Below are 13,116 nucleotides of genomic sequence, written 5' to 3'. Positions count from 1 at the left end.
GACCGGCCGAGGTTGCAATGACGTAGCAAGGCAAGGTGCTGGAGGTTCCGTGGACCTGTCCCTGTCGACCCACACGATCGGCGACCGCACGGTTGTCGAGGTCGGTGGCGAGATCGATGTGTACACCGCCCCCAAGCTGCGCGAGCAGCTGGTCGAGCTCGTCAACGACGGTAACTACCACCTGATCGTGGACATGGAGGGCGTGGACTTCCTCGACTCGACCGGTCTGGGCGTCCTCGTCGGTGGCCTGAAGCGAGTGCGGGCGCATGAGGGCTCGCTGCGACTGGTGTGCAACCAGGAGCGCATTCTCAAGATTTTCCGGATCACTGGCCTGACCAAGGTCTTCCCGATCCACAACTCGGTCGAGGAAGCGGTCTCCGCGACCGACTGATCCACCTTCAGCACGCCGACGTGAGCGGACCGGCGGGGCCCCGTGCCTCGCCGGCTGCGCGGGACCGGGGCAGACCCGGTGCCCAGTGAGCGGTGAGGTGTTGGGGAGTTACCCCGGAGGGGGAGAGATGGCAACCGTCGAACTTCGATTCAGTCCGCTTCCCGAGCACGTGCGCACGGCCCGGTTGGTGGCCGCTGCGGTGGCGAGACGTGCCGGTGTCGATGAGTCGGTGCTCGACGAGGTGCGACTCGCGGTCGGCGAGGCATGCTCGCGCGCGGTCGGTCTGCACCGCCGGGGCGGCGTCGACGGTGCGGTGCGGGTCGCTCTGATCGACCAGGAGAAGCGTTTCTTCATCGAGGTGGAGGACGAGGCCGGTCCTGCCGGGATGCCCGCCGATCAAGGCGATGGTGCCGAGGCTGACGAGGACGCGCTCGGTCTCGCGGTGATCACCGGCTTGGTCGAGGACGTCGAGGTGACCAGCGGTGCCGATGGCGGCCTGATCCGCATGAGCTGGCCGGTGGCCGACCCGTCCGTGGACGACTGAGCGCCGAGGCTCCCGGTTCGGACCGGTTCCGGCGGTCGGTGGTTCCGACCTGCCCAGGCCCGGTCCGTCCAGGTCCTTCCCGCGTGGCTCGGCCGTCCGGCCGGTCGGCAGGTTGTTGAACACGGCTGTTCCCTGCTCTCGGGTGCGATTGGTGCGGTCCGGGACAAATCGGTTCCGTCCGGTACAAGGGGACGCCCCTGTGCGGATACGCATCCGGTGCCGACGGGACCGATGGGGGCGACGGTGCGGTCGATGCCCGTCTCCGGGGCGCTCCGGGAAACGCCGCCGAGACCGTGTCGGTTAGTGCGTGGTCGGTGCCGGTCAGGCGAATCGGATGGTGAACCGCAGGTGCCGCGCACCGCCTGCAACGTGGTCCGATCCGGGTGAGCGGGCCTGACGAGTGCCGGTCGTTGCGGTCCGTCCGTCCCGGACCGCCCGGAGCGGGCCGAAGGGGAGCCGGGTGCCTGCGGGCCGGAGCGGTGGCCGTGTAGGTTCGCAGGTCGATGACCGACACCGAAAGGGCTTCCCGGTGAAGAAGCGACTGCTGACCGTATCCGCGCTCGGTGTGCTGCTGGCGTTCGGCGCCGTCGGGTGCGGTGGCGACGACAGCGCCGCGCTCGACAACTGGGCGAAGAGCGTCTGCGAGAGCGCGCAGGGCCCGATCGGGAAGTCCAGTGACGCACTCGCCGACACCGGCCGGGTCAAGCCGGGTGAGGCCCCGGCGGACCTCCAGAAGCGGTTGTCGACCGACCTCGCGACGCTCGCGACCGCCAACCAGCAGCTGGCCGACGCGATCGACAAGGCGGGCGCGCCGAAGGTGAGTGACGGTGCGAAGCTGCAGCAGGGCGCCGTGGACGAGCTCAAGCAGGCGAGCCAGGGCTACCTCGACGTCCAGAAGAAGCTGAACGCCTTGCCCAACGACGACCAGGCGCGCTTCGCGGACGGCCTCAGGAGCGTCGGTGACCAGGTCCAGCGGCTTGCCCAGCAGTCCACGACCGCGTTGAAGAACATCCAGAGCGGCGATCTCGGGACGGCGATCGGCAAGCAGCCCGGTTGCAAGGCCCAGCCGGGCGCGGCGGCGACGGGCGCCTCGACGGGTGCGGCGACCGGAGCGGCCACCGGTGCCACCGGTGCCGCCGGTTCCGGCGCCTCGGCGCAGGCCGGGGCCCAGAGCAGCTCTCCGTCGGCCTCTGCGTCCGACTCCCCGTCGGTCGCGGCTTCGAGCGCGGCTCCTTCGGACGGTGCCTCGGACTCGGCCTCGGCGTCGCCGTCGGCCTCTGCTTCCGGCAACTGAGCAGCTCGGCGACTGAGCAGCCCCGCAACCGAGCGCCGGCGACGGTTGGCATGGCGACGGGTGCTTCGACGATCAGGCGACCGGGCGACCGGGCGACCGGGCGATCAGGCGATCAGGCGATCAGGCGGTCCGGTGACCGGGCAGTCCGGTAGCCGGTCCGTCCGGTGACCGGCCGGGTGGTTCGGGCGCAGCGCAGCAGGGCGGGCGGTGGTGGAGGACGGGGGACAATGGGCCGGTGACCAGTAGCCCCGTTCTTGACCCCGGCCGCCTCTCGAAGCTTCGCGAGGCGCTGCTCGCCGCCTCGTACACCGCCGATGGCTGCCTAGACCTGCTCGGGCCGACCGGCTACGCGGCGCTGGCCCGCAGCGAGGCGGTGCCCGCGCTGCGCGCGACGCGCGGCGGGAGCCCGCTGGAGACGCTGGTGCGGCTGTTCCTGCTCCAGCAGCCGGTTCAGTATGCGGCCGCCGCGGCCGCGCTGCCGGTCGAGGACTGCTTGGCGGACGGCTGGCTGACCCGGGACGGCGAGACCGTGCGGGCCACCGTGGACGTCCGCCCGTACGCCAACGAGGTCGCGGGGCTGCCGAGCGCGGACGCCTGGGTGGTGTCCGATCTGGGGTGCGCGGTCGGCGGTGCGGGCGGCATCGGTTCGGGGGAGACCGCGCACGGTGTGGCCCGGAAGGATCTCGTACTCGGTGTCGGCGGCGCCTCCACCACGCTGGCCAACCTCGCCGTACGGCGGCCGGTGCGGGCGGCGCTGGACCTCGGTTCGGGTTCCGGAGTGCAGGCGCTGCACGCCGCCCGGCACGCACAGCGGGTCACCGCCACCGACCTCAACCCGCGTGCGCTGCACTTCACCCGGCTGACCCTGGCCCTCTCCGGATTCGAGAACGTCGAGATGGCCGAGGGCAGCCTGTTCGAGCCGGTGGCCGACCGGAAGTTCGACCTGATCGTCTCCAACCCGCCCTTCGTGATCTCGCCCGGCAGCCGCTTCGTCTACCGCGACGGCGGGATGGCCGGGGACGACCTCTGCCGCGGCCTGGTCCGGGGCGCGGCCGCGCACCTGGAGCCCGGCGGGTACTGCCACCTGCTCGCCAACTGGCAGCATGTGAAGGGCGAGGACTGGCACGACCGCCTGGCGGGCTGGGTGGCCGGTACCGGCCTGGACGCCTGGGTGGTGCAGCGCGAGGTCCAGGACATCGCCCAGTACGCCGAGTTGTGGCTGAGGGACGGCGGCGACCACCGTGGTGCCGACTCCGACTACCAGACCCGGTACGGCGAGTGGCTGGACACCTTCGAGGCCGCCGGCGTCGAGAGCATCGGCTTCGGCTGGATCACCCTGCGGGCCGGCGGCGCGACTCGGCCGACGGTACGGATCGAGGAGTGGCCGCACCCGGTGGAGCAGCCTCTTGGCCCGCACATCGAGAGCTGGTTCGCGCGCCAGGACTTCCTGCGGTCGCACGATGACGCGGCTCTGCTGGCCGCGCGCTACGTGCTGGCCGACGAGGTCGTCCAGGAGCAGGTCGGACCGCCCGGGGCGGAGGACCCGGAGCATGTGATCCTCCGTCACAACCGCGGCATGCGGCGGGCGACCAAGGTGGACACGGTCGGTGCGGGCTTCGTCGGGGTGTGCGACGGGACGCTCGCGGCCGGCGAGATCATCGACGCGATCGCGCAGCTGCTCGGCGAGGACCGGGTGATGCTGCGTGACCGGGTGCCGGAGTCGCTGCGTCTGCTGACCGAGCAGGGATTCGTCAACCCCGTGCTCTGAGACGGTTCTTGGCCGCAGGGAAGGGCCCTGCGGCCAAGGGGCGAGAGGGCGGCCGGCCCGGCTCGGTCACAGGCGGTGGAACCCGGTGAGGCGGGTGCTGCGGTTCGGCCCGCCCACCGTGACCCCGAAGTCGAGCCGGAACGCCCGGAGCGGGCGTACGGCGGGTGGCCCCCGAACGGCGGCGGCCGCAGTCACCGGCATCCCTGAGCCGCCGGCCCACGCCACCGGCGGTGGCGCCAGTCGGCACGGCAGGGCAAGGGCGGCGGCCTTGAGCACCGCTCGGTGAACGAACACGTCCGTGTCCCGCCGAAGCTCCCCGGAAGTACCGGGCAGCCGGCCGCAAGCTTCCTCCGTGCGGTCGGTGAGGTCCGTGCGGCCCGTGGGACGGCAGTTCACCCGCCCGTCCCCCCGGTGTTCTCAACCGTACTTCGAGCGTCAGCCCCAGGTTGTCCCCGGGCTGCCACGCTCCCGTGCACCGGTCCAAGTGGCCGGGCGGACACCGGTGATGTGCACGGCGCGGACGGGGATGTACATGGATACGCCGACGGCGACCGCGGCAGGGTCTGTCTTCGTCCTGTTCGGCGGCGCGCTGCTCGTCTGGTGCGCCCTTGAATTGCGCCTTCGCCACCAGCTGCACCGCCATGGCATTCCGGCCACGGCGGAAGTGGTGCTGGACGGCGATCCGTACGGGGAGCTCTACGGCGATCCGTACGGCGAGCTCGACACCGCCCCGCTGCTGTCGTACTCCACCCTGCCGACCGTCGGAGCGGCGGGCGCGGGCGAGGCCGAGTCCGTGCTCTCCCGGCCGCGCGGGCACACCATGCTGCGCCGCCCCGCCGGGCTCGCTCCCGGAGCGGTCGTCCAGGTCGCGTACGACGCCCGGCGGCCGAGCCGGGTGGTCCTCGCCGCCTCCGAGACCAGGCCCTGCCTGCCCAGCGACGTCTTCTGGGCGCTGCTCGGCACCAGTACGCTCGCGGTCGGTCTGAGCCTGATCGCGACCGTGCTCCCGGACTGATCCCGTCCGAACCGCGGGCCGTCTCCGGCTGACCGGTCGGGCGGTCGGTCGCGCACGGTCTTCCTCGGGGGCGCCGGGAGTCGCGGGCACGGCCGCGGAAGTCCCGGTCCCGTCGCCATCCGGACACCGGCTGGTCCGGCGGCCGAAACCGGCCGGTGGCAGGCCCTCGCCACCCCTCCGCGCGGCGCGAGGGAGCATCGTCGGGTTACGGTTCGAGTGGCGTGGGTCGACCTTGCCGGTGAAATAGTGGGAACCGTCCGTTTGACAAGGGTGGCCAGGGTACGGTCACACTCCGCTGGTGGGGCCGTCGCGCAGCGGCAGCTCCGGACGGCGATGGTCAGGCGGGACGTCTTCCTTCGCCGGTGCGCCGCCCAGCACAGGAAACGACCGGGAGAGAAGAGCGAAGGTGTCCCCGAGCAGCGAGACCGCGCACGGCAAGCGACTCGTCATTGTCGAGTCGCCGGCCAAGGCGAAGACGATCAAGGGCTACCTCGGCCCCGGCTATGTCGTCGAGGCCAGCGTCGGGCACATCCGCGACCTGCCCGGCACTGCAGCCGAGGTCCCGGACAAGTACACCGGTGAGGTGCGCCGCCTCGGGGTCGACGTCGACCATGACTTCGCCCCTATCTATGTCGTCAACGCGGACAAGAAGTCGCAGGTCACCAAGCTCAAGGGTCTGCTCGCGGAGTCCGACGAGCTCTACCTCGCCACCGATGAGGACCGCGAGGGCGAGGCCATCGCGTGGCACCTCCAGCAGGTGCTGAAGCCCAAGGTGCCGGTCAAGCGGATGGTCTTCCACGAGATCACCAAGGCCGCCATCCAGGAGGCCGTCGCCAACCCGCGCGAGCTCAACCAGCTCCTGGTGGACGCCCAGGAGACTCGCCGCATCCTCGACCGCCTCTACGGCTACGAGGTCTCGCCGGTGCTCTGGAAGAAGGTCATGCCGAAGCTCTCGGCCGGCCGGGTGCAGTCGGTCGCGACCCGCCTGGTGGTCGAGCGCGAGCGCGAGCGGATCGCCTTCACCAGCGCCTCGTACTGGGATCTGACCGGCGTCTTCACCACCGGCACCACCGCCTTCGGCGGAGACGCTTCGCGTCGCCCGTTCGATGCGGCGGACCCGGAGAGCTTCGGTGCCCGGCTGGCCGCCGTCGACGGCAAGCGGATCGCCAGCGGCCGTGACTTCGGGCCGGACGGGCAGCTCAAGACCGCCAACACCCTGCACCTGGACGAGGCGGCCGCCCGTGCGCTGGCCGCCGCTCTGGAGCAGACCGCGTTCTCGGTCCGCAGCGTCGAGTCCAAGCCGTACCGCCGCTCGCCGTACGCGCCGTTCCGCACCACCACGCTCCAGCAGGAGGCCAGCCGCAAGCTGGGCTTCGGCGCCAAGCGGACCATGCAGGTGGCCCAGAAGCTGTACGAGAACGGCTTCATCACCTATATGCGTACCGACTCCACCACGCTCTCGGACACCGCGATCACCGCGGCCCGTGCCCAGGTCACCCAGCTGTACGGGGCCGACTACCTGCCGAGCGCGCCGCGTACCTACGCCTCCAAGGTCAAGAACGCCCAGGAGGCGCACGAGGCGATCCGCCCCTCCGGGGACCGCTTCCGCACGCCCGCCGAGACCGGCCTGTCCGGTGACGACTTCCGGCTCTACGAGCTGATCTGGATGCGGACCGTCGCCTCCCAGATGAAGGACGCGGTCGGCCAGTCGGTCACCGTCAAGGTCGGCGGCCGGGCCGCGGACGGCCGGGACGTCGAGTTCTCCGCCTCCGGCAAGATCATCACCTTCCACGGCTTCCTCAAGGCCTACGTCGAGGGCGCCGACGACCCGAACGCCGAGCTGGACGACCGCGAGCGCCGGCTGCCGCAGGTCGCCGAGGGCGACCCGCTGGCCGCCGAACAGCTCACCCCCGAGGGCCACGCCACCAAGCCGCCCGCCCGCTACACCGAGGCCTCGCTGGTCAAGGAGCTGGAGGACCGCGAGATCGGCCGCCCCTCGACCTACGCCTCGATCATCGACACGATCATCCAGCGCAGGTACGTCTTCAAGAAGGGCACGGCGCTCGTCCCGTCCTTCCTCTCCTTCGCCGTGGTCGCGCTGCTCGAGAAGCACTTCGGCCGGCTGGTCGACTACGGCTTCACCGCGAAGATGGAGGACGACCTCGACCGGATCGCCCGGGGCGAGGCGCAGTCCGTGCCGTGGCTGAAGCGCTTCTACTTCGGTGAGGGCGAGGGCGCCGGCGGCGCCGCCGAGGCCGGGAACGGCGACGGCGACCACCTCGGCGGCCTCAAGGAACTGGTCACCGACCTCGGTGCGATCGACGCCCGGGAGATCAGCTCGTTCCCGGTCAGCAGCGACATCGTCCTGCGGGTCGGCCGGTACGGCCCGTACGTCGAAAAGGCCGGGAAGACCGCGGACGAGCCCGGCCAGCGTGCCGACGTCCCCGACGACCTGCCGCCGGACGAGCTGACCGTCGAGCTCGCCGAGGAGCTGCTGGCCAAGCCCAGCGGCGACTTCGAGCTGGGCGCCGACCCGGTCAGCGGCAACATGCTGGTCGCCAAGGACGGCCGCTACGGCCCGTACGTCACCGAGATCCTGCCCGAGGGCACGCCCAAGACCGGCAAGAACGCGGTCAAGCCGCGCACCGCCTCGCTGTTCAAGACGATGTCGCTGGACACCGTCACCCTGGAGGACGCGCTCAGGCTGCTCTCGCTGCCCCGGGTGGTCGGCACCGACCCCGAGGGCAACGAGATCACCGCGCAGAACGGCCGATACGGCCCGTACCTCAAGCGCGGCACCGACTCGCGCTCGCTCACCAGTGAGGACCAGCTCTTCACCATCACCCTCGACGAGGCACTGGCCGTCTACGCCCAGCCGAAGCAGCGCGGCCGGGCCGCCGCCGCCCCGCCGCTCAAGGAGCTCGGGACCGACCCGGTCAGCGAGCGCCCGGTGGTGGTCAAGGACGGCCGCTTCGGCCCGTACGTCACCGACGGCGAGACCAACGCCACGCTCCGCAAGGACGACTCGGTCGAGACCATCACCCCCGAGCGCGGCTATGAGCTGCTCGCCGAGAAGCGGGCGCGCGGGCCGGTGAAGAAGGCCGCCAAGAAGGCCCCGGCCAAGAAGGCGGCGGCGAAGAAGACGGCCGCCAAGACCACGACGGCCAAGAAGACCGCAGCGAAGAAGACGGCCGCCAAGAAGACCACCACGGCGGCGGCCAAGAAGACCGCGGCCAAGAAGGCCGCCGTCGCGCCCGAGGAGGGCTGAGCGGTCCACCGGTGGGCCCGTGCGTTCCGACACCGGGGCGCACGGGCCCCCTCGGCCGTCCGGCTGACCGCGTCACGCGCGTCACAACCGTGTCATGAGGGTCTGTCGAGCCCCGTTCCAGGGCTTTGCCGCAGGACCCGCCCGCTACCCTGACGGTATGACGAGCGAGGAGCAGCCCACCAGCACGAGCGCCGGCCGACCCGGACTCCCCGAGGCGACCCCCGCCGGGACTCCCGGCGAGCGGGCCCGCGCGTTGCTGCGGCTGCGCCCCTACCGCAGGCTCTGGACGGCGCAGCTCGTCGGCGGCACCGGGGACCGGCTGGGCCTGCTGGTGCTGCTCGCACTGACCTGGGCGGCGGCGGTCCTCGGCGGTCAGTTCGGCCACGGCTACCGGGCGCAGGCGCTCGCGCTGGCCGCAGTGCTGGGCGTCCGGGTGCTCGCCACGCTGCTGTTCGGGGCGGTGCTGCTCGGTCCGGTGCACGGTCTGGTGGCCGGGAAGCTCGACCGCCGCTGGGTGCTCTTCGGGGCCGACGCCCTGCGTGCCGTGCTGATCGGCATCGCGCCGTGGTGGCTCGACTGGAGCCCAGGCTCCGCCACCTACCTGCTGCTCGGCACGGTCTTCCTGACCGGTGCCGCCGAGCGGGTCTGGTCCGTAGCCAAGGCGGCCGCCGTACCGTCGCTGCTGCCGCCCGCCGACGCCGGCGCGGCGCCGTCCGAGCAGCGGCCGTCCGCGGCGAGCCTGGACGCCGTCCGCACCCTGGACATGCGCACCGGCTGGGCCACCGTTCCGCTCGCGGCCGTCGCCCTGGTGGCGTTCACCCTGGTCAACAACGTCTTCGCCGCGCTCGGCTCGCACTGGCTGCGGACCCACCAGGTCACCGCGGCCGGGATCGGCTCGGCCCTGCTGCTGGCCGGCTCCGCCGTGCTGATCTTCCTGCAGGAGCTGCCCGGCGGCACGCCGGCCGCTCCGCGCTCCCCGCTCCAGGGTCTGCGCGCCCCCACCGACGCCACCCCCGGGCCGACGCTGCGCAAGGGCCGCACCGGCTCCGCCCCGTACTTCACCTTCGCGGTCGCCGCCGCCTACGCCTCGATGGCGGGTGTCGCCGCACTCGGGCTGCTGACCGCCACCGGCCACCGGGCCGGGCCGATCGGCTTCGGACTGCTGGTGCTCGCCGCGGCCGGGGCCCCCGCGCTGGGCGTCCGGATCACCCGGGCCACCCTGCCGTCGCTCTCCCGGCGCCGCCTGCTCGTCCTCGCGCTGCTCACCGAGGGCGTGGCGCTGATCCTGGCCGGCCTGGTGCTGGACTTCGTCCTGGTGCTGATGCTCACCGTGCTGGCCGGACTGGCCGCCGGGGTCGTGATCGCCACCGGCCGGACGCTGCTCGCCCAGGAGGTCGAGGAGATCCGGCTGCCCAAGGTCACCGAGCACCTGTACGCGGTGCTGCGGGCCGTGGTGGGCGGCGCGCTGATCGTCGTCCCGCTGCTCGCCGCCGCCTACGGCGAGATCGAGTACGGCCAGGTCAAGCCCGGCAGCTTCACCTTCATCCACGACGGGGCCGCGCTGGCGATCGCCACCGCCGGGCTGCTGACCATGGCACTGGCCGCGGTGGTGCTGCTGAAGACCGACGACCAGCGGGGCAGCGTCCCGCTCGGCCGCGAGCTGATGGAGTCGCTGCGCGGCGGAGCGCCGCTGGCCCCGCACCGGATGAGCGGCACCGGCTTCTTCATCGCGCTGGAGGGCGGCGACGGTGCGGGCAAGTCCACCCAGGCCAACGCGCTGGCGGAGTGGATCCGCAGCAAGGGCCACGAGGTGGTGCTCACCCGCGAGCCCGGCGGCAGCCCGATCGGGCAGCGGCTGCGGGCACTGGTCCTGGACGTCGGCAACACCGGCCTCTCGCACCGCGCCGAGGCGCTGATCTACGCGGCCGACCGGGCCGAGCACGTCGAGAACGTCATCCGCCCCGCGCTGGAGCGCGGCGCGGTGGTGATCACCGACCGCTACATGGACTCCTCCATCGCCTACCAGGGCGCGGGCCGCGACCTGGCCGCGACCGAGGTCGCCCGGATCTCCCGCTGGGCCACCGGAGGCCTGGTCCCGGACCTGACGGTGGTGCTGGACGTCGACCCGACCAAGGCCCGGGAGCGCTTCACCGAGGCGCTGGACCGTCTTGAGTCCGAGCCCACCGAGTTCCACACCCGGGTCCGGGCCGGGTTCCTCGCCCTGGCCGCCGCCGACCCCGCGCGCTACCTGGTGGTGGACGGCAGCCAGCAGCCCGCCTTCGTCACCACCGCGATCCGCCACCGGCTCGACCGGGAGCTGCCGCTGTCCGTCCAGGAGCGGGCCGCCAAGGCCGAGCAGGAGCGGCTCGCCCGCGAGGAGGCCGACCGGCGTGCCGCCGAGGAGGCCCGCAAGAAGGCCGAGGAGGAGGCCGCCGAGCGCAAGCGCCAGGAGCTGCTGGAGCAGCTGCGGGCCGAGCAGGCCGAGAAGGAGCGTCTCGCCCGGGAGGAGGCCGAGCGGGTCGCCGCCGAGGAGGCGAGGAAGGCGGCCGAGGAGGCCAGGCTCAAGGCGGAGGCCGAGGCGAAGCGCCGCGCCGAGGAGGAGGCCGCCAGGCAGGCCGAGCTCGAGGCCAAGCGGAAGGCCGAGGAGGCCGAGCGGGAGCGGCTCGCCGCCGAGGCGGCGGCGCAGGCGGAGCTCCAGCGGCAGCGTGAGCTGCAGCGGGCCGAACAGCGGCGCCGGGCGGAGGAGGCGCTCCAGCGGGCCGAGGCCGCCAGGCTCACGGAGGAGGCCCGGGCGGCTGCCGCCGCGGCTGCCGCGGAGGCCACCGAGGTGCCTGCGGTGACCTCGACCGTGGAGCTGCCGAAGGTCGGCGGCACCGAGGAGGTCACCCGGGAGATTCCCGAGCCGGAGCGCCGGGCGGCGGTCCGGGCGGCGGAGGCGCTGGAGGCCGATCCGGCTGCCGAGACCGCGGTGCTGCCGGCGGTCGGCGCGGCGGACGAGACCGCCGTACTGCCGCGGGTCGAGCCGACGGCGCGCTCCGGTGGAGCCGCCGGTGGCGGAGCGCGGACGTCCTGGGGCAGGACGGGCGGTTCGCGGGCCGGCTCCGGGGCGGTCGAGGACCGGACGCCGCAGGAGCCGTGGCGTGGCGAGCAGCCGTCCGGTGAGGAGACCGCCGCGGAGATGACCAGGGAACTGCCGCCGGTCGAGCCGGATGAGGCCCCCAGCCTGACCGACACCCTGCTGGGCTCCCGCAAGGAGTGGGAGCGGGGCGGCCGGCAGGAGGACCCGCAGGGCGGTCGTGGCAAGGGCCGCAGGTGGCGCGGAGGCCGGGACTAGCACCCGCCGCCCTTCTCCGGGCTTCCGCCCGATCAGCCGCGAACCACCAAGGGGCGCGGGGAACCGTTTGACCAGCGCGTCACGAGGCACGTGGCCGCTCGCACGGTTTCCCGCGCCCCTGTGTGCTGCCCGGCCGATCGCGCGCCCGGGGGCCCTCGGCCGGGTGACGACAGCGGCGGGGCGGTGCCCGGCCGAGTCGATGCGCTCCGGCCCCGGCGGCAGGGGGCGGCGTCGGATTCTGAGAGACTGCTACGCCCGTCCCGTTCCGTCCGGCGCCTAGGAAGTCATCACACGTGATAGCAACCGACCCTGCCCCGAAGACGCCATCGCGTGGCGGGCGGCTCGCCGTGCTGGACGGGCTGCGGTTCATCGCCGCGCTGCTGGTGGTGATGTACCACTACGTGGCGTTCGGCTCCGACTGGGGACGGCCGCGGTCGGAGGTGTTCCCGGTGCTGCACCTGCCCGCCTCCTACGGCTGGCTGGGCGTGCAGCTGTTCTTCCTGATCAGCGGTTTCGTCATCTGCCTGAGCGGCTGGGGCCGCTCGGTCTCCGACTTCTTCACCTCCCGGGTGATCCGGCTCTTCCCGGCCTACTGGCTGGCGGTACTGGTGACCACGCTGGTGCTGGCGCTGATCCCGGGCGGTTCGCCGCGGTCCTGGCAGGACGTGCTCACCAACCTCACCATGTTCGAGCACCCCTTCGGCGCCCCGTACGTGGACGCCGTGTACTGGAGCCTGTGGGTGGAGGCCAGGTTCTACCTGATCTTCGCGCTGATGGTCTGGCGCGGGCTGACCTACCGCCGGGTGCTGGCCTTCTGCATGGTCTGGTCGGCCGCCGGGGTGCTGACGTACGCGCTGCCGAACGAGGCCTGGCTGCAGGCGATCGTGATGCCGGAGCACTGCTGGTTCTTCATCGGCGGCATGGCCTTCTACCTGATCCGGCGGTTCGGCCCCGACCTGCTGCTCTGGCTGCTGGTCGGCTTCAGCTACCTGGTCGGGCTGCGGGTGGTGCAGCCCACCTTCCAGTTCGTGCAGAAGAACACCGCGTACCACCTGCCCAGCCCCGTCGTGGCGGTGGTGCTCGCGGTGTTCTACCTGCTGATGGCCGGGGTGGCGCTGGGCTGGTTCGACCGGATCGACTGGCGCTGGCTCACCACCGCCGGGGCCGTCACCTACCCGCTCTACCTGCTGCACGAGTACATCGGGTGGGCGGTGATCGAGAAGCTCCGCTTCCGGGTGAGCCCGTGGCTGCTCGCGGGCGGGCTGCTGGTGGTGATGGTCGCGGCGTCCTGGCTGGTGCACCGCTGGGTCGAGCAGCCGGTCTCCCGCTGGATGAAGCGGCAGCTGAGGGACTCCTTCGCGCGGGTCCGGGCCGCCGACGGGCGGGCGGTGGCGGTGCCGGCCGCGGCCGAGCCGGTCGCGCGCGGGCCGCTGTCGGAGCAGCGGACGGCGGCGGAGTCGGTTGTCGGCCTCCGGGGTTAGGCTCGACCGGAAGCGAGGAGT

Annotated in this window: 9 protein-coding genes; 8 read left to right on the top strand and 1 reads right to left on the bottom strand. The window is 72.6% G+C overall.

All coding sequences use genetic code 11. The annotated features are described in order from the left end of the window. The first annotated feature begins 49 nt into the window (after positions 1-49). The 4 genes from ACSMTC_RS17510 (at position 50) to ACSMTC_RS17495 (ending at position 3,997) form a co-directional block, all read left to right on the top strand. The gene (locus ACSMTC_RS17510; RefSeq protein ID WP_045299370.1) at positions 50-391 is read left to right on the top strand and encodes an STAS domain-containing protein; all 342 of its coding nucleotides are present in this window, start codon (positions 50-52) and stop codon (positions 389-391) included. A 127-nt stretch (positions 392-518) separates the two neighbouring features. Beyond that, positions 519-935 (top strand): ATP-binding protein, encoded by a 417-nt coding sequence (locus ACSMTC_RS17505; protein WP_436560633.1) that lies wholly within the window; start codon positions 519-521, stop codon positions 933-935. Between the two features lie 529 nt (positions 936-1,464). Beyond that, a complete protein-coding gene (locus tag ACSMTC_RS17500) occupies positions 1,465-2,229 on the top strand; it encodes a small secreted protein (protein ID WP_436560632.1) in 765 nt (254 codons plus the stop codon). 235 nt (positions 2,230-2,464) lie between these two features. Continuing rightward, positions 2,465-3,997 carry a DUF7059 domain-containing protein gene (locus ACSMTC_RS17495; protein ID WP_436560631.1) on the top strand — a complete coding sequence of 511 codons (1,533 nt, stop codon included), beginning with the start codon at positions 2,465-2,467 and terminating at the stop codon, positions 3,995-3,997. Positions 3,998-4,063: 66 nt separating this feature from the next. On the opposite strand, the gene ACSMTC_RS17490 is transcribed toward ACSMTC_RS17495, so the two are convergent. Next, positions 4,064-4,291, bottom strand: a complete 228-nt coding sequence (locus ACSMTC_RS17490; RefSeq protein ID WP_436560630.1) for a hypothetical protein — start codon at positions 4,289-4,291, stop codon at positions 4,064-4,066. 238 nt (positions 4,292-4,529) lie between these two features. Here ACSMTC_RS17490 and ACSMTC_RS17485 point away from each other — a divergent pair, with 238 nt between their 5' ends. The 4 genes from ACSMTC_RS17485 to ACSMTC_RS17470 all read left to right on the top strand — a co-directional run bounded on the left by ACSMTC_RS17485 (position 4,530) and on the right by ACSMTC_RS17470 (position 13,095). Continuing rightward, positions 4,530-5,012 carry a hypothetical protein gene (locus tag ACSMTC_RS17485; RefSeq protein WP_436560629.1) on the top strand — a complete coding sequence of 161 codons (483 nt, stop codon included), beginning with the start codon at positions 4,530-4,532 and terminating at the stop codon, positions 5,010-5,012. A 406-nt stretch (positions 5,013-5,418) separates the two neighbouring features. Further along, positions 5,419-8,280, top strand: coding sequence for a type I DNA topoisomerase (gene topA, locus ACSMTC_RS17480; protein ID WP_436560628.1), 2,862 nt, complete (start codon positions 5,419-5,421; stop codon positions 8,278-8,280). A 157-nt stretch (positions 8,281-8,437) separates the two neighbouring features. After that, the gene (tmk, locus tag ACSMTC_RS17475; protein WP_436560627.1) at positions 8,438-11,614 is read left to right on the top strand and encodes a dTMP kinase; all 3,177 of its coding nucleotides are present in this window, start codon (positions 8,438-8,440) and stop codon (positions 11,612-11,614) included. 293 nt (positions 11,615-11,907) lie between these two features. After that, positions 11,908-13,095, top strand: a complete 1,188-nt coding sequence (locus tag ACSMTC_RS17470) for an acyltransferase family protein (RefSeq protein ID WP_436560626.1) — start codon at positions 11,908-11,910, stop codon at positions 13,093-13,095. Positions 13,096-13,116 lie beyond the last annotated feature (21 nt).

This window comes from Kitasatospora sp. HPM-01-4 (assembly GCF_051374625.1).
In the GTDB taxonomy this organism is placed as follows: domain Bacteria; phylum Actinomycetota; class Actinomycetes; order Streptomycetales; family Streptomycetaceae; genus Kitasatospora.
This window is presented reverse-complemented; position numbering and strand designations above follow the sequence as displayed.